The 23074-nt window shown below is 49.2% G+C and carries 19 protein-coding genes; 10 read left to right on the plus strand and 9 right to left on the minus strand.

Features of this window, described 5'->3' with window-relative positions; genetic code table 11:
• Window positions 1-18: 18 nt before the first annotated feature.
• The 3 genes from BP71_RS31845 to BP71_RS31855 are packed head-to-tail and all read left to right on the plus strand — an operon-like array spanning window position 19 to window position 5595.
• Window positions 19-1350, plus strand: coding sequence for a TolC family protein (locus BP71_RS31845; RefSeq protein ID WP_496385674.1), 1332 nt, complete (start codon window positions 19-21; stop codon window positions 1348-1350).
• Window positions 1351-1394: 44 nt separating this feature from the next.
• Entirely contained in the window at window positions 1395-2447 is a 1053-nt protein-coding gene (locus BP71_RS31850) for an efflux RND transporter periplasmic adaptor subunit (protein WP_496385675.1), read from the plus strand.
• A gap of 25 nt (window positions 2448-2472) precedes the next feature.
• Window positions 2473-5595, plus strand: coding sequence for an efflux RND transporter permease subunit (locus tag BP71_RS31855; protein ID WP_496385676.1), 3123 nt, complete (start codon window positions 2473-2475; stop codon window positions 5593-5595).
• A 168-nt stretch (window positions 5596-5763) separates the two neighbouring features.
• Here BP71_RS31855 and BP71_RS31860 read toward each other — a convergent pair whose 3' ends face one another.
• From BP71_RS31860 to BP71_RS31870, 3 genes are all read right to left on the minus strand, one after another.
• Window positions 5764-6198: a PIN domain-containing protein gene (locus BP71_RS31860; protein ID WP_496385677.1), complete on the minus strand. Its 435-nt coding sequence runs from the start codon at window positions 6196-6198 to the stop codon at window positions 5764-5766.
• Complete coding sequence (locus BP71_RS31865) at window positions 6195-6425, minus strand: hypothetical protein (RefSeq protein WP_496385678.1); 231 nt, start codon at window positions 6423-6425, stop codon at window positions 6195-6197. The genes BP71_RS31860 and BP71_RS31865 overlap by 4 nt, the downstream gene beginning before the upstream one ends.
• Before the next feature lie 110 nt (window positions 6426-6535).
• On the minus strand, window positions 6536-6778 hold the full coding sequence (locus BP71_RS31870; protein WP_496385679.1) for a hypothetical protein: 243 nt from the start codon (window positions 6776-6778) through the stop codon (window positions 6536-6538).
• 546 nt (window positions 6779-7324) lie between these two features.
• Here BP71_RS31870 and BP71_RS31875 point away from each other — a divergent pair.
• Window positions 7325-8071 (plus strand): DUF2625 domain-containing protein, encoded by a 747-nt coding sequence (locus BP71_RS31875; protein WP_496385680.1) that lies wholly within the window; start codon window positions 7325-7327, stop codon window positions 8069-8071.
• A 21-nt stretch (window positions 8072-8092) separates the two neighbouring features.
• On the opposite strand, the gene BP71_RS31880 is transcribed toward BP71_RS31875, so the two are convergent.
• The 4 genes from BP71_RS31880 to BP71_RS31895 form a co-directional block, all read right to left on the minus strand.
• Window positions 8093-8470: a hypothetical protein gene (locus BP71_RS31880; RefSeq protein ID WP_496385681.1), complete on the minus strand. Its 378-nt coding sequence runs from the start codon at window positions 8468-8470 to the stop codon at window positions 8093-8095.
• A gap of 226 nt (window positions 8471-8696) precedes the next feature.
• Complete coding sequence (locus tag BP71_RS31885) at window positions 8697-9677, minus strand: ATP-binding protein (RefSeq protein WP_496385683.1); 981 nt, start codon at window positions 9675-9677, stop codon at window positions 8697-8699.
• Window positions 9678-9718: 41 nt separating this feature from the next.
• Window positions 9719-10072, minus strand: a complete 354-nt coding sequence (locus BP71_RS31890; RefSeq protein ID WP_496385684.1) for a helix-turn-helix domain-containing protein — start codon at window positions 10070-10072, stop codon at window positions 9719-9721.
• Window positions 10069-10479 carry a hypothetical protein gene (locus BP71_RS31895; RefSeq protein WP_496385685.1) on the minus strand — a complete coding sequence of 137 codons (411 nt, stop codon included), beginning with the start codon at window positions 10477-10479 and terminating at the stop codon, window positions 10069-10071. Before BP71_RS31895 ends, BP71_RS31890 begins: the two co-directional genes overlap by 4 nt.
• A gap of 345 nt (window positions 10480-10824) precedes the next feature.
• Between BP71_RS31895 and BP71_RS31900 the strand changes: the two genes are divergently transcribed.
• The 3 genes from BP71_RS31900 to BP71_RS31910 all read left to right on the plus strand — a co-directional run bounded on the left by BP71_RS31900 (window position 10825) and on the right by BP71_RS31910 (window position 14646).
• Window positions 10825-11151, plus strand: coding sequence for a PadR family transcriptional regulator (locus BP71_RS31900; RefSeq protein ID WP_496385686.1), 327 nt, complete (start codon window positions 10825-10827; stop codon window positions 11149-11151).
• A complete protein-coding gene (locus BP71_RS31905; RefSeq protein WP_496385687.1) occupies window positions 11148-13793 on the plus strand; it encodes an ABC transporter permease in 2646 nt (881 codons plus the stop codon). Before BP71_RS31900 ends, BP71_RS31905 begins: the two co-directional genes overlap by 4 nt.
• 73 nt (window positions 13794-13866) lie before the next feature.
• The gene (locus BP71_RS31910; RefSeq protein WP_496385688.1) at window positions 13867-14646 is read left to right on the plus strand and encodes a hypothetical protein; all 780 of its coding nucleotides are present in this window, start codon (window positions 13867-13869) and stop codon (window positions 14644-14646) included.
• A gap of 128 nt (window positions 14647-14774) precedes the next feature.
• On the opposite strand, the gene BP71_RS31915 is transcribed toward BP71_RS31910, so the two are convergent.
• Together BP71_RS31915 and BP71_RS31920 are read right to left on the minus strand one after the other, a co-directional pair.
• A complete protein-coding gene (locus tag BP71_RS31915) occupies window positions 14775-17258 on the minus strand; it encodes a glutaminase family protein (protein ID WP_496385689.1) in 2484 nt (827 codons plus the stop codon).
• A gap of 84 nt (window positions 17259-17342) precedes the next feature.
• Window positions 17343-19451 carry a protein-disulfide reductase DsbD family protein gene (locus BP71_RS31920; RefSeq protein ID WP_496385690.1) on the minus strand — a complete coding sequence of 703 codons (2109 nt, stop codon included), beginning with the start codon at window positions 19449-19451 and terminating at the stop codon, window positions 17343-17345.
• Window positions 19452-19638: 187 nt separating this feature from the next.
• Between BP71_RS31920 and argB the strand changes: the two genes are divergently transcribed.
• From argB to BP71_RS31935, 3 genes are all read left to right on the plus strand, one after another.
• Window positions 19639-20424: an acetylglutamate kinase gene (gene argB, locus BP71_RS31925; RefSeq protein WP_496385691.1), complete on the plus strand. Its 786-nt coding sequence runs from the start codon at window positions 19639-19641 to the stop codon at window positions 20422-20424.
• A 79-nt stretch (window positions 20425-20503) separates the two neighbouring features.
• A complete protein-coding gene (locus BP71_RS31930; protein ID WP_496385692.1) occupies window positions 20504-21655 on the plus strand; it encodes an ATP-binding protein in 1152 nt (383 codons plus the stop codon).
• Window positions 21656-21738: 83 nt separating this feature from the next.
• Window positions 21739-23070, plus strand: a complete 1332-nt coding sequence (locus BP71_RS31935; protein WP_496385693.1) for a c-type cytochrome — start codon at window positions 21739-21741, stop codon at window positions 23068-23070.
• Window positions 23071-23074 lie beyond the last annotated feature (4 nt).

Raw genomic sequence — 23074 nt, forward strand, 5'->3', positions numbered from 1 at the left:
AATCAACAACAGGTCAAAATGAAAAGTAAATGGATCGCCGGAATCATCGCACTAGCTGCCTCGGTGGCACCGGCATGGGCGCAGACAACCCTGAGTTTGAAAGATTGCATTGCATATGGGATCAAAAACAACGGGAATGTTAAAATAGCGCAGTACAAAGAAAGTACGGCCGTACAGCAGGGACGTGAGGCGCTGGCGGGTTATTTGCCGCAGGTAGCAGGTACGGGCTCGCTGGACGATAACCTGAAACTGCAATCGACGGTTTTACCGGGTGCATTGTTTGGCGGAGAAGATCGCCGGGTGGCGCTGGGTACCAAATACCAGAGCAATGTTTCGGCGCAGGTGGACCAGGTGATTTTCGATCAGTCGCTGCTGGTGGGCATTAAGGCCAACAAACCGAACCAGGAAAATTCGGTACTGAATTCGCGCAAGACGAAGGAGACCATCATATATAATGTAGCGAATGCCTATTACCAGGTGTTCGTGACGACGCAGCAGATCGCGCTTTTGAAGGATAACCTGGACAAAACGAGCCAGATCCTGAGCACATTGAAGCTGCAACTCGACAATGGCGTGATCAAGAAAGTGGATTACGACCGTACGCAGGTAAATCTGAACAATATCAAATCTCAATTGACGCTGGCGGAAAGCAACCTTACGCTTTCTGAAAACCAGTTGAAATTCCAAATGGGCATGCCGCTGGCCGAACAACTCGTGCTGGCTGACAATCCGCTGGAACAGCCATTTAAATTGGTCGAACCAGGCAGGTTTGATGCTTCGAATCTGACGGATTTCAAAATTCAGAATCTGAATATGGAATTGCAACAACTCGAAAAAGCGCGGATTAAAGCTGGTTATTTGCCAAAAGTGTCGGTGTATGGCCGCTACGGCGTGCAGGCGCTGGGTAACGACCTTGGAGCTTCATGGAACAATTGGTTCAGCTACGGAGCAATCGGTTTGAAACTGAACATCCCGATTTTCGACAGCTTCCGCCGCGACGCACAATACAAACAGGCCGACCTGAACCTGATGACGCAACAAGAGCAATTGAAACTGAATGTCCAGAATTATGAGCTTCAAAACAGCAATGCATTGACCCAGCTTCAAAAAGCGAAATCCAGCCTGGCAAGCGACGAAAATAACGTAGCCCTGGCGAAGGAAGTCTACGACGTAACCACGCTTCAATACCGGGAAGGCACCGTGCCGTTGACCGATTTGCTCAATGCGGAAACTTCCTATAAAGAGTCACAAAGCAACTATATCAACTCAATGCTGAGCTATTATCAGGCGAAACTGGGCTTGGAACAATCAACAGGAAGCCTGAACGATTTCTTCACAGCATTACCATAAAAGACGCTTCATTAACAAACACTCATTCACTCATTTGAATTTCCATGAAAAGAAAACTCATCATCATCGGTTCCATTGTCATTATAGGCGTTTTGATCGGCGTTCGGCTTGTTGCCAACAAGGCTAAGATCGACGAAAAGAAAAAGATGCCCGACAATAAAAACGTGACCATTCCCGTGACTGCGGCAGCCGTTCAGGAAGGCAGCGCTGATCAGCAACTGGTTCGCACCGGTAGCCTTATTCCCTATAAACAGGCGGAAATCATGGCAACTGCCGCAGGAAAGGTATTGTCGGTGAAATACGAGCTTGGTACGCACGTGTCGCAGGGCGCAACGCTTGTGAAAGTGGATAGCAAATTGAAAGAGCTGTCGCTTGAAGCTACCGAATTGAATATCAATAAATTGAAAAAGGATACCGATCGTTATTCCAAACTGTTGGCAGGTAATGCGGCCACCGAAGTTCAGGTGAACGATACCAAATACAACTACGACAATGCATTGAACCAGGCCGAGCAGATCAAACAACAGATCTCCGACGCGTCCATTCAGGCGCCGATCAGCGGCCGCATTGTGAAGAAAAACATCGAGCCGGGTGAGTTTGTAAATGTCGGTACTTCGCTGGGAACCATCCTGGACGTGTCGCGCCTGAAAGTACAGGTGATGATCAACGAAAATGACGTGTATAAACTTAAAGAAGGCCAGCACGTGCAGGTGAGTACCAGTATTTTCCCCGGTAAAAAGATCGACGGCGTGATCTCCTACATTGCGCCACAGGGCGACGAATCACACAATTATCCGGTTGAGATCGTGGTTAAAAACTCGGCTGAGCTGAAAGCAGGTACATTCGTGAGTGTTGAATTTCAGCAAAAAAGCAGCCAGCAGTCATTGCTGATCCCGCGTAGCGCGCTCGTGGAAAGCGTGCGTAACCCGTACGTGTACGTGGTGGAAGGCGGCGTGGCCAAGCAACGCAAGATCGAAGTAGGTCGCGAAGTGGGCGACAATGTGGAAGTGTTGACTGGCCTGAAATCGGGCGAAACGGTGGTTACTACCGGACAGATCAACCTGAGCGAAGGCGCTGCGGTTACCGTTACAAAATAAGTTTCATCAGCAAACTGAAAGAATTATGTCAATTACCGAAGTAGCCGTAAAAAGACCGCTCTTCATCACCGTAGTATTCGTCGTATTGATACTATTCGGTTTGATAAGCTATAACCAGTTGTCTTACAATCTTTTGCCTAAATTCGAGGCCAATGTTGTAAGTGTGATGACGACCTATCGCGGAGCTTCCGCGGACGAGGTCGAAACGAACGTGACGAAGCACATCGAAGACGCGGTATCGGCCATTGAAGGGCTGGACCAGATCAATTCCACTTCGCAGGAAGGTGTATCGTCGGTGATTATCCAGTTGAAACAAGGCATTAGCGTCGATTTGGCGCAGCAGGAAGCGCAGCGGAAGGTGGAGCAAGTGATTTCACTGCTTCCGGACGATGCCGACCGTCCCGTGATCAACAAATTCTCAACCGACGAAATCCCGGTTTTGAGAATGGGTGTTACCGCGAACCTTTCGCCATCCGAACTATATGACTTGATCGACGACAAGCTGAAACCGCAGCTTTCGAATGTAACCGGCGTCGGCCAGGTGACCATTATCGGTGGTACCGAACGCCAGATCCAGGTGAATATCGGCCAGGACAAACTGAAAGCCTACCATTTGTCGATCAGCCAGGTTTCGGCGGCGATCAACAATGCGAATACTTCCTACCCAGCCGGCCAGGTGAAAACCCAGGACGACCAGCTTTCGATCCGTTTCGACGCGAAACTGACGACGGTTGAAAATCTCAGAAATGTAATCGTAGGCCGCTCGTCCAATGGCGGACAAATCTTCCTGCGGGATATTGCGGAAGTGTACGACGGCGTGGCCGATGCAACGGCGGTGAACCACATCAATGGCCGCCCGTCGGTGGCATTGCAAATCCAGAAACAATCCGACGCCAATGCCGTGGACGTGAGCAAGCTCACCCGCGAGCGTTTGACGAGTCTGGAAAAACAATATGCGTCGCAGGGTTTGAAATTCAATATTGCCTCCGATCAATCGATTTACACATTGGCCTCTGCCGACGCGGTGGTGTTTGACCTTGGGCTGGCGGTTCTGATCGTGTCCGTGGTAATGCTTTTGTTCCTGCACAGCTTCCGGAGCTCGATGTTCATCCTCGTGGCATTGCCGTCGTCGATGATCCCGACATTCATTCTGATGAGCGTAATGGGCTTCTCATTGAACCTGATGACGCTCATGGCGCTCTCGCTCGTGGTAGGTATCCTTGTCGATGACTCGATTGTGGTTTTGGAAAACATCAACCGCCACCTTGAAATGGGCAAAAGCCGCTGGCAGGCCGCATTGGATGGCCGGGCAGAGATCGGTTTTACCGCATTGGCGATCACCCTTGTGGACGTCGTGGTATTCGTGCCGCTTGCATTGACGCAGGGCCTGATCGGTAACATTCTCCGGGAATTCTCGCTCGTAGTCGTGTTCTCGACATTGATGAGTTTGCTCGTGTCCTTTACATTGACGCCCTTGCTCGCTTCCCGTTTTGGTAAGCTGGAAGTTTTGGACAAAAACAGCCTTTGGGGCCGTTTGAACATTGGTTTTGAAAAATTCCTGGACAATATCAAAGAAGAATACGGAAGGATATTGACCTGGGTCCTCGGCCACAAGCGCTACATTTTCCTGCTGTCAATCGTATTGATCGTCGGGTCCATTGCACTGGTACCGGGCGGATTCGTGGGAGCGGCATTCATGCAGCAAAGCGACCGCGGTGAACTTAACGTTTCCATTGAATTGGCACCCACCGCCTCTGTTTACCAGACGAACCAGGTAGCACAGCGCGTTGAGAAAATCCTTTTGGCTAAGCCGGAAGTGACCAAAGTCTTTACCAACGTCGGTTACAGCAGCACTGGTTTGGGAACAACTTCGAACAGTAACATTGCGGATCTGACGGTTCAATTGGTGGATAAAAAAGAGCGCACGATCTCGTCCGAAGAATTTGGTCAGGGTATTCAAAAGGAAATCCTGCAAATCCCAGGCGTAAAAGTGACCGTCGCACCGACTTCCATCACCGGTAATGCCAACCAGGCACCAATTCAGGTAGCCGTAAAAGGTACCGACATGGCCGTGATCCGTAAAACAGCCGCGCAGGTGAAAGACATTGTGGCTTCTGTGCCGGGTTCTTCCAACGTCGATTACTCGGTGGATGATCCCAAACCGGAAGTAGGCGTAACCCTCGACCGCGAGAAAATGGCCCAACTAGGCATCAATGCTGCCGAAGTAGGAGCGACATTGCAAACTGCATTCCGCGGCGACGACCGTTCGAAGTTCAAACAGAAAGGCAAGGAATACGACATCATGGTCAACCTCGACCAGTTCGACCGCTCCAAAGCCGACGATATCCGTCACCTGACATTTGTAAACAGTTCTGGCCAGACATTCGAACTGTCGCAATTCGCGACGATCCGGGAAGGAATGGGCGAAAGCGTGTTGCAACGTATCGACCGTCTGTCATCCATTACCATTAATTCGCAGGTAGTAGGCCGTCCATCCGGTTCCATCGGTGCCGACATTCAGGCCAAAATGGCGAAAGTGAAACTGCCGGAAGGCATCAGCATCGAATACCGCGGCGATTTGAAAAACCAGGCCGACGCATTCGGTAGCCTCGGAGCCGCATTGGTGCTGGGTATCGTGCTGATCTACCTCATCATGGTGGCGCTTTACGAAAGTACCATTTACCCATTCGTCGTGCTCTTCTCGATCCCGGTTGCATTGGTAGGTGCGCTCACCGCCCTTGCGCTCACGATGGAAAGTTTAACGATCTTCTCGATTGTAGGTATGATCATGCTCCTCGGATTAGTAGCCAAAAACGCGATCCTGATCGTGGACTTTGCCAACCAGCTTAAAGAAGAAGGTTTCGGACTAAAAGAAGCCCTGATCGAAGCCGGCAAAGAACGTCTCCGCCCAATCCTGATGACCACCATCGCGATGGTAGCCGGTATGCTCCCCATCGCCCTCGCATCCGGCGACGGCGCCGAGGTTAAGAATGGGATGGCCTGGGTAATCATCGGTGGTTTAACCAGCTCGTTGCTGCTGACATTGTTCCTGGTTCCTAGCGCTTACTATGTGGTGGACCGGATTAAGGAGCGGTTTGCGAAGCGTAAGAAAAGGAAGGCGAAGGAGGAGATGGTTTTGGAGGCGTAGAAGTTTAGAGACGCAGCTGATAAGAAAATAATCCAATACAAGCGCCCCGCTAGTGTCACACTGAGCGAATCGGGCCGCCGGGCGGTCGAAGTGCAAAAGCGAGATGCCAATGAGCATCGTGCAATTATCCTTCGACTTCGCTCAGGATGACAAGCGGGGCGCTTCGTTTTAAAAAAGCATACTATATAACTCAGTAGTGTTTATGATTCGGTCAAAACCCATTCCTCGAAGATGATCGACCAGTTTCTTATCCCCCGTCCAAAGCACCCCGCCAGTTTGTAATGCAAGAGCTACGTAGTTAATGTCAAAGGAATCGATATCGACCGTGAGTCGTTCAGCCTCTTTCCAATGCACTGCCTCGATTAGCGTTTCATTGTAAAGGCTCATGCTGGTAAGCACATCGAAGAGATCATCGATGACTTCATCAACTGACTTTTTGGAATACTTTACAATTTTTGATTGATGCTTGAAAAGCTCCACAACCGCGTAATAGCAACTTATGCGACGGGCAGGCAAATTTGGATGGGTGAGAATTTTTGCCAGTTTACCGTGTGGCGTGATGAGGGCACTGAAAATGATGTTTACGTCTACAACTATAATCACGTGATAAAACGGCTACGGTTCTCGGCCCACCATGCGCTGTGCACTTCACGCGCGAGTTCCGCGGCCTCTTCTTCCGTCCCGGTATTTCGGGCATTGGATTCGATGAAGCGGAAATAGCTGGTAAGCTTTTGTACTTCTTCCATATCGATGAGAGAAGCGTTGAGCCGTATGACGATGTCTTCGTTTTGTCGTTCGATAACCATAATCGAGTCGTCAGTTATACTCAAATATAGCCATTTTGGCGGAGATAAAAGTCTGCAAATGAGCAAGAGGCTGGGCGCAATTATCAAAAAATGTCAGAAACGGAGATATCTCTGCTTCTGACATTTTCTTCGATTTAAGCTTTCACACTCTCAATGCGTTGAAAGAAAAACACCAGCTCCCTGAAAGTCATAAAAGTGTCGCTAATCCGCGGATTGTAGCCAGCCTCCTGTTGAAATGCCATCGAATCGCTGTAAATCGCCCACAGGTGATCGAGCATTTCGGAAGGGCTGCCTACGTTCAAAAGTTCTTTTACTTGCCTGCCATAAGCGAGGCATACCGAGTCCTCGGACTCGGTGGTGTGTGATGAAGTTGTCATTGACTTTGTTTTTTAGGATGAATAGAAGGCCCTGTCTAAGGTGTCCTAATGCTCACAAAGCGGGCATCCGGGGGGCTTTCGCCGCACCCGCACCATAACAGGGCAGATCGTCTAAAATTTTTCATTGCTTCAGTGATTTATAGGAAGGCGTAAGTTGGGAAAGCGGGGGGAGAAATGCAAGGAGGCAGCAATGCGATTATCCTCCGGTTAATTGTAAGAAAGCAATATCGCAGAGGTCGAATTGCTTACAATTGGCTCGTCAATATTGATTCTGATAAGCATCACAGCTAGATGCCGCACGATGAACGAAATGCCCTGCCTTAGGTGACTTAACGTCAGTAACTACGTTCGGGCGGCTTTCGCCACACCCGCACCATTGCAGGGCAATACCTTGTAGATTCTTTGTAAGAAAGAATTTTTAGGGAAAGAGTAAGTTGGAGAACTGCTGGGTAACATGCAACGTCCATTTAATTGCAATTTTCATACGGCAGAAATGAGTAGAAAATTGGTTAATTTCTGCGCTGGTTAATCCAAATCTACGCCAACTTGAAAATCAAGATTTATCTTACGTCCATATCCATCCTTATCGCATTGAGTACTTTCGGGCAACAGAAGTTGCGACCAGTGGAAGAATTAATTAATAACGAAGATCCAGGTTGGCCATTCGTTTTAGATTGGATCAAGGCAGCGACCAATCGAGTAGAAATCCTATCTGCCGACAGCCTCAAAGCGCGACAGTCATTATATGATATTCAGGTGACGACGCGTTCGCCAATGGGCGCTATCGTTTATATGAGTGGGGGGATTTTGGTTGATAATGGCTGGATACGCATTCTTGGTTCCGGAAGCGAGCGGCTAATGCGTTCTCTACCGGGCTGGCCCAAAGTTAGCCCGCTCAAAGCCTCTGACAAGGATGTGCCCTTACTTGTAATTGCTGACGACGCTATCGGTGGAATTTTTGTCTTGAATGATGGTTCGTTGGGAAACGATGTTGGCAAAGTTTATTATCTGGCGCCGGATACGCTGGATTTCGAGCCGTTAGATATGGGCTACACCGACTTTCTGTTATTTTGTTTCAATAATGACCTTGATAACTTTTATGACGGCTATCGTTGGAAGTCGTGGAAGGATGAGGTATCCAAAATGTCTGGTGATAATGTGGTTAGTTTTTATCCCTATCTCTGGACGAAGGAAGGAAAGAAGATAGAGGAGAATTCGAGGAAAGTGATTCCGATTTCGGAGTACTATGCTTTGGTAAGCGATCTTCGAAGACAGCTCGGACTTGCCAAATGAAGGGAGTGAGGCCAATTTGACTTAAAATTCAATTAACTCAATCACCTCACATTCTCCAACCTTCCTACCACCTTCTTGAAAATACCCAATCGTTCCAACTTTCAAAAATTCCTTATGGTAGGGGATGAACTCTTTGCTGACTATCCACATTCGTGCAGTTCCAGACATTGGAGCGTATTCCGTTTCATCTAATATGCGACCATTCTCATCCTCGAACTCCGGCCAGATCATGTAGAGCGAATGCTTGAACTTGCCGTCATTTTTGTAGTGGAAATCGCATCTGTAATGCTGTAATGCAGGACTATACCGGCCACCTTCTTCATAGGAATAAAGTCGGTATCTGACCCGGAAATTGGGTTTGCGGTTGAAGCTGGTTTCGTAAGTTCGAAATTCTGACATACCGACTCTTATAAATGATAGATATGCATTATGGGATGATTAGCTTTTTCACTATTTCCATCATCTCCACCAACGACACAACATTCACATCTTTCGAAATGACATAACTAGTCTGACCCGGATACACAAAATACTTGTGCGAAGCCTGAATATCCTCACATCCGGTAGTAAATCCCCTGCTTAACGCCGGAGTAAGCGACCTTTTGATCTCAATAGCAATCCTGGTCTAATGATTGATTTCAAGCACCAAATCGATTTCAGCACCCGCTGCCGTGCGGTAATAATAGGGTGTGACCCATGAAGGCAGCATGGCGATCAGGTTTTCGATAATGTACCCTTCCCAGCTTCCGCCCAGAACCGGGTGCCCGAGCAGGTCTTCCTGATTTCTGATTTTGAGCAATGTATGGGTAATGCCGCTGTCGCGAATGTAGATTTTGGGTGTGCGGACGAGCCGTTTGCCGATATTGGCCGACCACGGTTGAAGTTTTCGAACGAGAAATAAGTCTTCCAGCAAATCAAGGTATCGCGTGGCGGTTGGTACACTGATGCCGAGGCCGGCAGCTATGCGGCTAAGGTTGGCAATTCCGCCCTGCGAATTGGCAAGCATCGTCCAGAAATTGCGGAGTACCATGGCCGGGATTTTGAAGCCAAATTGCGGAATGTCTCGTTCAAGGTAAGTGGTGATGAGGTTTTGCCGCCATTCGAAGCTGGATGAGTCGTTCGAGGCGAGAAAACTTTCAGGAAATCCACCGCGTATCCAGAGCTTGTCCTGGTCATCCGTATCGATTTCGGTCGCTTTAATGCCGGGAAGGCGCGTGTAAGCAATGCGGCCAGCAAGACTTTCCGAAGATTGTTGCAAGAGATCAAGCGAAGCGGAGCCGAGAATTAGAAACTGGCCGGTGCGCCTTCCTGCGCGGCGACGCTTATCGATGACTCCGCGGAGGACTGCGAATATTTCTGGCGTTCGTTGGATTTCGTCCAGAATGATGGTTCTGTCGGAATATTTCTCGAAGTATAATTCGGGCTCGCTAAGTTGGGCAACGTCTGACGGAGATTCGAGATCAAGGTAAATGGGCTCGGGAGAAATCGTCTCGGCGATTTGAAATGCAAGTGTTGTTTTACCGATTTGCCTGGGACCGAGAATGCCTACTGCCGGAAATTCTTCCAGCAAATTAAGTATCTCAACCTGTGCATCTCTTACGATCATCCTTGTAAATTTAACATCGAGCGTTAAATTTACAAGGATAATCAGGCAATTTTTGCATTAGGGATATTCAAATCCGCAATTTTCTTCCTTTTAAATTTGCTCTCTGCCTTCAACTGCGTCGCCTCCGCTTTCAAAATCTGTTCAATCGTCTCAAACTGAATAATCGGCGCCTTCCCAACCAATAGAGCAAGCTCGATCAGTTTTGAGATTGTAAAATTGAAATTTCCGTTCAAAATCTGGGAGACGTAGGAAGGCGAAACATTTAGTTTTTCAGCGACCTGCTTTTGAGTCAGTTTGTTCTCTTCCATATAGGTATTGAGCAGGTTGAAAACTTCAATCTGCACACCGGTTAGCCAGTAAGTAGGGCTTTTCAGTAGATCCTCGCGTGTTTTCATGGGTTACCTATGTTTGTTATTCCTTCGAAATGAATCTCTTTAATCAGTTTGGCTAGATATTTTAGGTCTGCTTTCTGACTACTCTTACGTCCGCCAAGTAAGATTATCTTGCCTGTATTTTCCACTTTGATGAGATAGAAACGCAAATTCGAGCTTTTGGCCTCATACAATTGATAAGGCATCTCACTTATCCGAATGTGCCGAAACATAGTTTTCGGAAGCATTCTCAGGTTGCAGACCTTGTTTAGTACTGAATAAATTTTGTCTATTTCGCTATCTAGGTTGCCTTCCCGACAAATTGTCTCCTCAAAATCATCGATTTGGCAGGTTTTGTTGATGTAAAGCTTGAATAATTTGATTCTGGCAGGAGCTATCTTGCCAGATAAGCGAATGCTGAATTTTGTCATAAAGTTAAGTTATAACTTAATACTTGTCAAGTCAGAAACACGACTTGTTTCAGCAGAAGGCTTCGGAATAATCTCGTTTAATGTATTTTCAGAAGACCAATGAGCAGGCGGCTTCTATCGGTGAATGATTGGCGGCCAACCTTGCAGATTTAACATCAAGCGTTAAATTTACAAGCATCACAACCCTCAATCCCTCGTCCGTTTCCATCAATCCCCCGTCCGATTCTGGACATTCAATAAGTTTCAAGTTTTAAGTTAATATTCTCATTATCTGATAGTAATCTTCGAGACTAACTCCTGGCACACCATTTGTTTAGCAAATAATAATAAAATACTCTCAAACAAATGGGCAGATCGTACCTGGGTGAATTTGAAGAACTTGTCCTGCTTGCAGTGATGGTCGTGAATAATGGCGCTTATGGCGTGGCGGTGGCCGAGGAGCTGCGCGAGCGGGCTAACCGGACCATCAGCCTCAGTGCGGTGCATATTGCATTGTACCGGCTGGAAGAGAAGGGGTATGTTACCTCGGAAATGGGTGGCGCGACGCTGAGCAGGGGCGGGCGACGGAAGCGGCTTTTTACCGTTACGGCCGCGGGGCGGCAGATTCTGGCGGAGATTCAGGAGGTGAGGAGCCAGTTCTGGAATGCGATCACTTCAACTTTGCAGTCATGAGAAAATCTGCGTCACCACCTGCCTGGGCGGATCGTTTTTTTCGCGCTTTGTGCCCGCCTGAACTTTTCGAAGAGCTGCAAGGCGATTTGCATGAACAATTTGAAATGGATGTGAAACGGCTGGGCATAGGCGCTGCAAAAAGGCAATATGCTGCCGAGGTTTTGAAATTCATTAAGCCATACGTGCTCAAAAAGCGCTTTTTTAATAGTAAACCTAAAACAAAACCCACCGCCGAAAGCCGTCGGCCGACTGTCCCATTAGCCATGCTTCATAATTATCTCACCATCGCGCGGCGCAACCTTGCGCGGCATCCGTCGTATACGATCATCAACGTCCTCGGCCTCGTGCTGGGGATGACTTGCGGGATTCTCATTTTCTCGCTCGTACATTATCACCTTGGTTTCGATAAGTTTCATTCCAAAGCCGATCGCATTTACCGGGTAACTTCGGAACTGCATAATGAAACCGTAAGTAAATACGGCACAGTGCCGCAGCCGATTGGGGCTGCGATGCGCGACGATTATTCGTTTGTCGAGAAGGCGTCGATGCTGATCAACTTTGGCGGCACGATTTCGATTCCAGCGTCAGCGAAGCATGCCAAGTTCAGTGAGGCGAACGGGGTTGCCTATGTCGAGCCTGCTTTTTTTGAAATGATGGGCTTTCCATTGGTGGCCGGGAATGCGAAAACAATGCTTTCCGAACCCAATACTGCCGTGATCACCGAGGAGGTGGCCGAAAAGTATTTTCACGGGGAAAGTGCGATCGGCAAGCATTTCCGGCTTGATAACAAGACCGATTTTACAGTCACCGGTGTCATCAGCGATGCGCCTGAAAACACGGATATCCGGTACGAAATATATCTTTCTTACGTCACGATCAGCCAAACGCAGCCTTGGCTTAACACCTGGGGCGGCATTTACAGCGGCACGGCGGCCTACGTGCTCCTCAAACCCGGTACGAACGTCGCGAAAGCGCAAAAAGCAATGGCGGGTATTTCCACAAAATATTATGATGCAAAGGGCGCAAAGACTTTCCGCTTCTCTTTGCAGGCATTATCGGATGTTCATATGAACCAGGAATTTGGTGGCGCGATCGCGAAAAGTCAGCTCATTGCGCTTTCGCTCATCGCGGTTTTCCTCATCATCACGGCCTGTGTGAATTTCATCAACCTCGCTACTGCCCAGGCATTGGGCCGCGCCAAAGAGATTGGTGTAAGAAAAGCAATGGGTAGTATGAAAGCGCAGCTTTTCTGGCAGTTTATCAGCGAAACGGCGCTTATTACGGGTATTGCATTCGTATTGGCAGTCGGATTGTCCTATCTCGCCTTGCCTTATATGAACGAGTTGCTGTCAGCCCGCGTCACGTTGAATTTCGTGGAGGACATCAGTCAGCTGGTATTTATTGTCTGCTTGCTGGTGGTGGTAACCTTCGTTTCCGGGGCTTATCCGGGACTTGTACTCGCCGGTTTTCAACCTATTACCGCGTTAAAAGGTAAGTTGACCCAAGACCAGATCGGAGGATTTTCGTTTCGGAAAGGATTGGTAGTAACCCAGTTTGCCATTTCGCAAACGCTTCTTATCGGCACGATTGTCGTTACGAGCCAGATGCAGTTCAATAGCGAGGCGGATATGGGTTTCAGTAAGGAAGCCATCGTGATGTTGCCCGTGCCCGAAACTACTCCGGCCAAAACCAGCGCCATGCGTGCCCGTTTTGAACAACTGCCTGAGGTGGAGAAGATCACTTTCTGCGAATCGCCGCCTGCATCACCGCAGGGAAATTTCGATACCGGTATTCGCTATGCGTCGCGGGCGGAGGAAGAGAAATTTACGATTTTTGTCAAATCCGGTGACCCCGGCTATCTCCCCATGTTCGGGCTGCAACTCGTGGCTGGCCGGAATCTGGCCGAGTCGGACACGGTCAGGGAATATTTGTTGAATGAAACGGCTGTGAAAAAGCTTGGAGTGCGGTCGGTGGAAGAGGTGATTGGTAAAAATGCGAATATCAATCGCCGCAACGGCATCATCGTTGGCGTCATCAAGGATTTCCATAATGGCTCATTCCGCCAGAAAATCGATCCGCTTTGCCTCACCACACGGTCCGATAATTATTCCAGCATTGCACTGAAAATCAGTGGCCGGAATATGCCGAAGACGCTTGCATCGCTTGAAAAGGCGTGGAATGAAACTAATCGTGATCAAATATACTCCTACCAATTTCTGGACGAGCATCTGAAACATTTTTATGAGACGGACCAGCTCGTTTTGAAACTCATGTGGCTCTTCGCCGGGATCGCGATCTTCATCGGCTGCCTGGGACTTTACGGACTCATTTCATTCATGGCCGCGCAGAAAATCAAGGAGATCGGCGTCCGCAAAACGCTCGGCGCAGGGGTTGGAAGTATTGTGTGGCTTTTCGGCCGCCAATTTGCCCAGCTGCTTCTGATCGCCTTCGTCATAGCCGCACCCATCGGCTGGTGGCTGATGGACAAATACCTGTCCGACTTCCAATATCATATCGACCTCAACGCGACCATCTTCCTGACCGCCATCGGTATTACTTTTCTGATTGCGATCGTGACGGTTGGGTACCGCTCGGTAAAAGCAGCTTTGATGAATCCCGTAAAGGCATTGCGGGCAGAATAACGGAATGATTGAGGCTTAAAAAAGATAGATAGGCTGTGAATGTATCTTTAAGCTTACGATCTACATTCACAATATGAAAAAATACATTCTCTCAATTCTGACCCTGTTTTCATGCATGACCGTCCGCGCCCAACAGGCCCCGGAAGCAGGCCTGCAAAATCGCTACATCCAATTCATAAAAGGAAGCGAACAATCAGCATTACACCGGGTAGAACTGCGTTCGGATATCGATACGACCTGGTTCCGATGGAAAGAGCGGGGATATAGCTTTGGTTTTGTCCCTGGCAAAACGCCGATGTACACGACCGTAGATGGTATCCTGAGCACGCCGTACATGATCCAGGTCCGGGGTAATGCCGAGGAGCGGAACCGGAAGCGCTGGGGTTACCATGTGTTTGAAGGGTATGCCAAAGACGATAAATCCCGCATTACCATGCTCGTCAACAAACATGTGGAGGCGGAGCGGCCGGTGGCGGAGCTTTACTATTACTCCACGGTGTATAACCATGACGAAACGGCCTATAACTGGTTCAAAATCGGCTCCGACGTTCGGCAGCACTCCTTTATGTTCGGGCGCGACAAGGCATTATTCTATGGTTCGCTCAAACTGACCAATGCATTAACCCTCGGCGCTATTGGAAAAGAAGATATTTCAGCCACAAAACCGGCCGGTGACGACGAACAGAATGCGGATAAGGACGCCAAATATGTCAATTACAAGGAACTGAAAAACGGCGGGGACGGGACGATCTTCTACGATAAAGACCGCGACATGGTAGTGATCAAGATCAAAGGCAAATGGATGAAAGTGGCTGTGGAAGCCCTGCCGGATGGAGTTAGTTATGATTTTTGAAAGAGGCAAAAACGATGTCACCCTGAGCGAAGTCGAAGGGCCCGGCGCGATGTTCACGGTGCCGTATGGACTGTCTTCGACTGCGCTCAGACTGACATTGGGGATACTGCTTTTAGCCTAACTTATTGTCACTTCCACTTCTCCCCAAGCACCTTCATCCAATACCCTCCAACGACAGACCTCGCCCGGAATCCAACAGACTTTCCATTGGTTGTTTCGTGCCAGTCCGATAGCGGGATGCGGTCGGTGGTGCTGGTGGCGAATTTGTAGATGGGCTGGATGAGTGCCTGGAAATCCTCGGGCTTTTCGGCCAGGGTGGCGGTCCAGATGATCCAGTCGGATTTGGAGTAGGTTTTACGACTGTCCAACGGCAGGCCGAAAGGTTGCTGTTTGGTGAGGTAATAGGCGATTTCCTTCTGGGCGACGGTTTTCGGAAATACATTCAGGCCAAGAAGTTTATCCCAGACAAGGTTGTATTTCTGGCTCCAGGTACCCTTTTTGTCGAAGGTCAATGCGTAATGATCGCCGTCGGCGGCCATTTGCATCCATTTTCCGGCGAAGTCTTTGGTCAATGCATTTACTGCGGTGGCTTCTTTGGAGTCGCCGAGTTGTTCCGCCATTTTCGCATAGCAGGCCAGGCCCATGATCGCTTTGATGGACAGGTTGCTGTTCCGCGCCAAATGGCCGGCGAAATCGTCGGTGCAGAGCTGATTAGCTGGATCGAAACCTTCCTGTTTCAAATAATTTGCCCAAACGCTGAGCGTTTTCCAATGCTTTTTAGCAAAATCGGTGTTGCCTTCGGCTTTGCAAATGGCGTACGTGAGAATGAGCATGTTGCCGGATTCCTCCACGGGCATGTCCTCACCGTACGTCTGTCCGTTCGCGAGCGGGTAGGTGCCCACGTCGTGCGCAGCGAAAGGTTTGGTCCATTTGCCGCTTTCGGAATAATAGAAAATCGGTTCCATCATGCCTTTGAGCAATGTCGGGTTGTAGAGCAGGAAGAGCGGTGCCGAGGGGTAAGTCACGTCGACGGTGCCGATGGAGCCGTTGCTGAAATTTTCTTTGGAGAAAAACAGTGGGGTGCCAGCGGGATCGGCTACGAGTTTGTGGGCTGAAATAGCCTGGCGATACGCTAGTAGGCAAAGTTCGGCGTATTGTTTTCCTCCGGCTTTGAATGCGTCGTCGTAGATCGTCTTGTCGGTTTCTTCGCAGCTTTGGAGAATTTTCGCAAAATCGGTTTCTGCGTTTTTCAATTCCCCGGCAATGGTTTTGTTGCCGGCGCGGTTCCACCACGGACGCAGGTTTTGACCAAAATACTGGACCGAATAACCGTCGTCATAAGCCAGCAATGCGTGCAGCGATTTGCTTTCCGCACCCACTTTTCCTGCATTCAATATTAAACCCATTGACTTTGTGTCAGCAGAAGCCGAGCCGGCCTGGTCGATGCTTAATGTGCCTTTGGAAGCAAATTCTTTAATAATATCCGTCGACAGGCCGATCGCCGAGCCTTTTACAGTGCCTTGCGGGGCCGCGAGATAGACTTGGCCCCAGTCGATACGGACATCGTCGCCTTTTCTGGCCAACAGGTTTTGAACCGAATTCGCAAGGGATAATGTCGTCAAGCCATCCTGATTCGCTTCTTTGCCCGTTACCGACTGACTTGCGTCGTTCGTAGCCCAAAGCCCGGAAACGGAATTGAGAATGCTCACATCGTGCTGTTTGCCGTCGGCTGATTTCACCTCATAAACAACATAATTGACCGGACGTGAAAGCAAATCCATATCCTTCGCGATAAGCGGTGCCACAAAACGCACAGTAAGCTGCACGGCTCCGGCATCGAAACGATAGACGGATTGGGTAGCCTTCATTTCAAAACCGGTCTGTTTCGCCAATGCAATGGCATCGGCGCCTTTTGGAGCGATTTCGTCAGCCAGACCAATATCGATATAACCCGGCCCAGCTCCGTTTTTCACGTAAGCGGCCAGCGTGTTTTTGCCTTTTTTCAATGCTTTCGCAGCAGCCGGACTGATCGGTTTGAACTCATATTCGCCCGTAAAGCAAGGCGCGCAATCGAATGCGGGAACGCCGTTGATAAAAACCTGCACATCGTCGTCGTGGAAGATATTCAGGGCCGGCTTTTCGAAATCGACGTTTGCAAGATTGAAATCGCGGCGGTACCAGAGTTCCTGTGGGAATTCGGTGCCGCCTTTGAGCATCGCGTCATTGCGGTCGTGCGTGCCGAATGGCGCGGGCCCCTGTTTCCACGTGCTGATGTTGTAACCGTCTTTGAACCACCATTTCGGGTCTGGCTTGGTGGTCGTGAATTTGGCGGTGTAGGCTTCCTGTTTGGCGGTGGGTAAAATCGTTTTCATCTCGGCCGTGGCGGCACCCATGAAGCGGTAAGTTTTGCCGTCAACGCGGATGAGGCCATCCATCGGATGCGGCTTGCCGGTCCAGTGCTTGGTAATGGAGCCTGCCAGCTGGTCGCCGAAGGACCATACGCTGGTGTAGGGATCCACGGTCACCAGCGGAGTAGCGGGTGGTCGGATGGATTGGGCAAAAATCGTTGAGGTGGTGAGTAGCGTCAGCGCGGTAAGCCAGCGTTTGAGCATAGTTTCGGTCGGTTTTTTGGGAAATAGTGTTTAGAAAAATCCCGTAATGATAGGGGATAACTTCTATACAGCGCAAACCGACGCCTACTTCTTCCCAAAAGCCGCCTTCCCGCTATCCAGAAACGAAGCAAATTTCGCCGGATCCAGATCGTAGTTTTTAGGCGCTACGAGCAGGTTACCTTCATGATCCACCAGGCAATAATGCGGCTGCGCATTGTTGTTGTACTTCACAATTTGCAGATCGGCATTCTGGGCGCCGATGGTTTTCTTCACCTTATTATCGTATTTTGAAGTATACCATTGCGATTCGGGCAACTCGGTTTTGTCATCTACATATAATGCAACAATCACATAGTCGTTGTTCAGGCGCTGCAAAACCGCCGGGTCCACCCACACGCGGGCTTCCATTTCGCGGCAGTTGACGCAGCCGTGGCCGGTGAAGTCGATGAAAACGGGTTTGTTGACCTTTTTGGCATAGGCCAATGCTTCTTGATAGTCGAAGAAACCTTCCAGCTCGTGCGGTAAATGGAAGAGGTCGGCAAACTTGCGGGCCTCGCCGGAAACGCCGGAAGTTGAAGCAGCGGCTGTTCTTTTATTCAAATCAAAATCCAATGTAGACTGCGGCGGCAGGTAACCGGCCAATGCCTTCAAAGGCGCACCCCACATGCCTGGGAGCATGTATACGACGAACGTAAAGGTGATAATAGAAAGCAATAATCGCGGTACGCTCACTTTTTCCAAGGGCGAATCGTGCGGCGTGCGGATTTTACCTAACAAATAGAAACCCAGCAACGCGAAAATGACGATCCAGAATGCAAGGTATATTTCACGATCCAGCAAATGCCAGTGATAAACCTGGTCGGCGATGCTGAAAAACTTCAATGCCAACGCCAGTTCCAGGAAACCTAAAACCACTTTGACCGTATTCAACCAGCCACCGGATTTGGGCAGTGATTTCAACCATTGCGGGAACAATGCAAACGAAGTGAACGGTATGGCAAATGCAGCAGAGAATGCCGCCATTCCCACAATCGGTTTCACGACTTCGCCACCCGCCGAGGCCACGAGCAAGCTGCCCACAATCGGCCCGGTGCAGGAAAAGGAAACCAAAACGAGTGTAAAAGCCATAAAGAAAACCCCGGCATAACCGCCCTGATCCGCTTTCTGATCCATTTTATTGACAAAACCACTTGGTAATACGATTTCGAAAAGTCCCAGAAAGGACAATCCGAAGGTGATGAAAATCCCGAAAAACAGCAGGTTAGGCAGCCAGTGTGTGCTGAGGAAGTTGGCAAATGCGGGACCATTCAGCCGGGAAACGACCGTACCTATTAATGTATAGATCAGAACAATTGAAATGCCATATAAAAATGCCTTGAATTTGCCCTTTTCCTGGTTGGTGAAAAAGCTGACGGTCATCGGGATGATCGGGAAAACGCAGGGCGTGAGCAATGCCACAAGGCCGGAGAGGAACGCAGCCAATGCAAAGCCTAGTAGCGAACCGTCGCTATCGGGTGTTTCGGAAAACGATGTTTGGCTTGCTTCGGGCGTGGCTACCTGGGTAGCGGCGGTGTCTGTCGTGGCAGGAATATCGGTTGCTGTTACGGCTATCGCGGTATCGGCCGGTTGCGTGGCTGTTGCGGCTGGTGTAGTAGGTTCAATTGCTGGTTTGGTTACGCCGACTGTGGGTTGTTCGGTTGTGGCTGCGCCCGCTGCGACAACTTTCAGGCCTTTGAATTCGAAATCGTCACTGCCGGGGATGCATAGGCCGGAAACGTGGCTGCAAGTCTGGTATTCCGAGCTTCCTTTAATGACCGGATTGTCGGCCAGGATTTTGATAGTTTGTTTAAAAACACCTTTCCCTTCAAAATAACGGACATTCCCTTGCCATACTTCTTCAAACTTGGTTTTCGGGTTCTGTGGTTTCAGCTTGCCGACCACCTCGAAAGTATTGTTTTTTTCGAAGGTAAATGTCGTCAGCATCGGTCCCAGGTCCGGATCGAAATCGGAGGAATACATGTACCAGTCCTTGTCAATGATCGCGGTAAACACCAGGTCGACCGTCTCGCCTTTTTTAACTTCCGGTTTGGAAAAGCTGTAAGTCCAATGTGCCTTGGCTTTCTGGACCTGCGCGTGGGCGAAGGCGGTTACGAAAAGACAAATGCTGAGAATGAGTATGATACCGCGTTTCATGTCGATGTTTGGGGTAATGGCTTTTGCCAGCCGGAATGGGCTGGCCGATCAATCTATAATTTTGATAGAGCTTTCTTAACCAACGTAATTTTCACAAAAAAATTCATGATATAAAATTCCCTTTTCACCGTTTCGCGACTTTACTACCTTTGTCGCCTCAAATTCAGAATAGTTAACAGTTATTAACATGTCCCAAGCCTTATATGTAGTCAAGATCGGTGGTAATGTGATCGATAATCACGAAGCATGTGCCCGTTTCCTGAAAGCTTTTGCGCAACTCGATGCCCCCAAAATCCTCGTGCACGGCGGAGGCAAGGTAGCGACGCAGATCGCCGCGAAATTACAGATCGAGACGCAGATGGTCGACGGCCGTCGCATTACCGACAAGCCGATGCTCGACGTGGTGACGATGGTTTACGGTGGGCTCGTTAATAAAACCCTCGTGGCGCAGCTGCAAGCAGGTGGCTGCAATGCGATCGGCCTCACCGGCGCCGACGGTGGGATCATTCGTTCCGTCAAACGCCCCGTCAAAACGATCGATTACGGATTTGTAGGCGACATCGAAGCCGTGAATAGCGGACAGATCAACGCCATCCTGTCCAGCGGGCTCACCCCCATTATCGCGCCTTTGACTTACAGCACCGAAGGCCTGCTCCTGAATACCAATGCCGACACCATGGCGTCCGCAACAGCCGTGGCCATGTCCGAAGCATTTGACGTGAACCTGATCTATTGTTTCGAGAAAAAAGGCGTGCTGTCCGATCCGGACGACGACGACGCGGTGATCGGCAAACTCGTTCCGGCCACTTATGAAGAATACAAATCGACCGGAGCTATTAATAAAGGTATGATACCAAAGCTGGACAATGCATTTGCGGCATTGAACTCGGGCGTGAAGCAAGTGACCATTTGCCATGCAGATGAATTGGCGAATGCGGTTGCTGGGGGCGCGGGGACGGCGATTGTGCTGTGATGTATGCGGTACTTAGCTGATTTATAAATAATTAGATCAATTTATGTAAATTTAGGAACTCAATTCCTAAATTTACATAATGATACAAAGAGCTCTTGCAACCAAAGTCAGCGAAATGCTGGATAAGTACCCGATCGTCAGCCTGACCGGCCCGCGACAATCGGGGAAAACCACACTGGCTAAAATGGTGCGCCCGGATTATCAGTATGTAAATCTGGAAAACCTGAGCACCCGGGCATTTGCCCAGGATGATCCGGTAGGTTTTTTGGAAACATACCAAAACGGCGTGATCATCGACGAGGCGCAATATGTGCCTGAGCTGTTTTCCTACCTCCAAGTTTTTACCGACGATCGGAAGCGTAAGGGTGAGTACATACTAACAGGCTCCCAAAACTTCCTGATGATGGAACAGATCACCCAATCCCTCGCAGGCCGGGTTGCGATTTTCTACCTTTTACCATTTTCAATGCAGGAGCTGGAAGCTTCGGAATTCAAACCGCAGAGCTGGGAGGATTACATTATTTCAGGCTCGTACCCGCGAAAGCTGACAGAGGATATTGACGCTACCACATTCTATGACAACTATCTCCGTACATATATAGAAAGAGATGTCCGGCAACTGAAGAATATTCTTAACCTCGCGCTTTTCCAGCGCTTTGTTCAATTGCTGGCAGGGCGGATCGGACAATTATTCAACCAGCAGAGTCTGGGTGTAGAGCTGGGTGTTGACAACAAGACCGTAAATGCATGGCTTTCAGTGCTCGAAACATCTTTTATCGCATTCAGGCTGCAACCGTTTTACCAAAATTTCAGCAAGCGAATCGTTAGCACACCGAAGGTCTATTTTTACGATCTCGGGCTGGCGACACATCTCCTAGGTATAACCAGCGTGCAGGAGTTGAATGTACATTTTGCAAAAGGTGCTTTATTTGAGAATTTGGTCATTAATGAAATTCAAAAAAACATCCTGAATACTGGCCGGCAGCCCCGGCTCTACTTCTGGCGAGACTATTCTCAGCACGAGGTGGACCTGATCATTCAGGAAGGCGCGAAAATCAAAGCGGTTGAAATCAAGTCAGGAAAAACGATTCAGAACGACTTTTTCAATGGACTTACTTATTTCGAAAAAATGGCGAAGGATGTCAGCCTGCATCTGATTTATGGAGGCACTGAGTATCAGACAAGAAGTACTGCCAAAGTGTATTCGATTGGTGACTTGTATAAGATTTAGTCAATTTTGTAGCCTAATTATTAAATTTTCTTAAAATTTAATTTAAAGTTCTTAAATTGCATGAGTTAAACCCACTCATTACCATGCTGTTCCGAAAAGGCCTTGTTCTGGTTTTTTTGTCGTTGTTGTGTGATTGGTGTGCAGGCCAAACTCCCGAGTTTTATAAGGATGTACAACCGATTATTCATGCTAACTGCGTACCGTGCCATCGTGCGGGTGAAGCAGCGCCGTTTCCGCTCCTGACATTCGAGGACGTTTCCAAACGCTCCAAATTCATTAAACAGGTCGTCAGCTCGCGGTATATGCCGCCGTGGAAAGCCGATAATCACTACAATTCCTTTGCAAACGACCGCTCACTGAGCGAAAAAGATATCAAAACCATCGTTGGTTGGATCGACGGCGGTACACCCAAAGGCAAGGACAATCTCAAAGCGGAACAGGATCTGCGAGCCCGCCTCGACGCCGGAACTGCCTATAAGCGCAAGCCCGACCTCAAACTGAGCATGAAGGAGGCGTTCACGCTGAAAGGCGATACGAAAGAGCGCTTCGTCATGTTCAAAATACCATTTCAAATGGCGCAGGAGGCGAATGTGGAGGCCATTGAATTCACTTCCAACAACAAGAAACTGATCCACCATGCCAATTTCGCGATCCATCCCGTTCCGGACGCTTCGGTGGACTTGCATAACACTGTCGATGTAGTCGATTTGAGTGGGCCTGAGGGCGATAAATATTATGAATGGGTCAAGTATAAAAAGGAAATGACCTACTACGGCGGCTGGATCCCCGGAACGACGGTCGAAGGATATCCCGAGGACATGGGCTGGGTCATGCCGAAACGAGGCGTGGTATTGCTGACCGTGCATTTCGGTCCAAGTTCGGTGGACGCCCAAAGCATCGACGGTGTCAATATTTTCTTCAAAAAAACGCCTATCAAACGGAAAGTGAAGGTAATCAGCCTCGGGTCGGGCGGTATTGGTGAAAAGGAGATCAGCCCTCCGCTGATGATCTTCGCCAACGAGGTGAGCAGTTTCAAACTGCACATCGCGAACAACCAACCCGATATTTCACTACTTTACGCATGGCCGCACATGCATTACCTGGGTAAGGAGTTCAAGGCTTATGCGACGTTATCCACGGGCGATACCGTGAAGTTGGTGCATGTTCCGGCCTGGGATTTCCGCTGGCAGGAGATTTACAAGTATAAAAAGCCATTATTGCTGCCGAAAGGCGCTGTGCTGACGGTGGAAGCCACCTATGACAACACAGCAAGCAACCCGGCAAACCCGCACAATCCGCCGCAATTGGTGATGTCGACGGGTAATATGCGTAGCGATCAGGAGATGATGACGCTCATCCTGATGTATGTCGACAGGCAGCCTGGCGACGACGAGCTTGTTTTTAAGTGGAATTGATCTG

The sequence above is a fragment of the Dyadobacter ginsengisoli DSM 21015 genome, from assembly GCF_059568735.1.

Excerpts from the sequence above, each read along its gene's own strand:
- BP71_RS31845 (WP_496385674.1), top strand. The coding sequence starts at position 19 with ATGAAAAGTAAATGGATCGCCGGAATCATCGCACTAGCTGCCTCGGTG.
- BP71_RS31850 (WP_496385675.1), top strand. The coding sequence starts at position 1,395 with ATGAAAAGAAAACTCATCATCATCGGTTCCATTGTCATTATAGGCGTT.
- BP71_RS31855 (WP_496385676.1), top strand. The coding sequence starts at position 2,473 with ATGTCAATTACCGAAGTAGCCGTAAAAAGACCGCTCTTCATCACCGTA.
- BP71_RS31870 (WP_496385679.1), bottom strand. The coding sequence starts at position 6,778 with ATGACAACTTCATCACACACCACCGAGTCCGAGGACTCGGTATGCCTC.
- BP71_RS31880 (WP_496385681.1), bottom strand. The coding sequence starts at position 8,470 with ATGTCAGAATTTCGAACTTACGAAACCAGCTTCAACCGCAAACCCAAT.
- BP71_RS31885 (WP_496385683.1), bottom strand. The coding sequence starts at position 9,677 with ATGATCGTAAGAGATGCACAGGTTGAGATACTTAATTTGCTGGAAGAA.
- BP71_RS31890 (WP_496385684.1), bottom strand. The coding sequence starts at position 10,072 with ATGAAAACACGCGAGGATCTACTGAAAAGCCCTACTTACTGGCTAACC.
- BP71_RS31895 (WP_496385685.1), bottom strand. The coding sequence starts at position 10,479 with ATGACAAAATTCAGCATTCGCTTATCTGGCAAGATAGCTCCTGCCAGA.
- BP71_RS31900 (WP_496385686.1), top strand. The coding sequence starts at position 10,825 with ATGGGCAGATCGTACCTGGGTGAATTTGAAGAACTTGTCCTGCTTGCA.
- BP71_RS31905 (WP_496385687.1), top strand. The coding sequence starts at position 11,148 with ATGAGAAAATCTGCGTCACCACCTGCCTGGGCGGATCGTTTTTTTCGC.
- BP71_RS31910 (WP_496385688.1), top strand. The coding sequence starts at position 13,867 with ATGAAAAAATACATTCTCTCAATTCTGACCCTGTTTTCATGCATGACC.
- BP71_RS31915 (WP_496385689.1), bottom strand. The coding sequence starts at position 17,258 with ATGCTCAAACGCTGGCTTACCGCGCTGACGCTACTCACCACCTCAACG.
- BP71_RS31920 (WP_496385690.1), bottom strand. The coding sequence starts at position 19,451 with ATGAAACGCGGTATCATACTCATTCTCAGCATTTGTCTTTTCGTAACC.
- argB (WP_496385691.1), top strand. The coding sequence starts at position 19,639 with ATGTCCCAAGCCTTATATGTAGTCAAGATCGGTGGTAATGTGATCGAT.
- BP71_RS31930 (WP_496385692.1), top strand. The coding sequence starts at position 20,504 with ATGATACAAAGAGCTCTTGCAACCAAAGTCAGCGAAATGCTGGATAAG.
- BP71_RS31935 (WP_496385693.1), top strand. The coding sequence starts at position 21,739 with ATGCTGTTCCGAAAAGGCCTTGTTCTGGTTTTTTTGTCGTTGTTGTGT.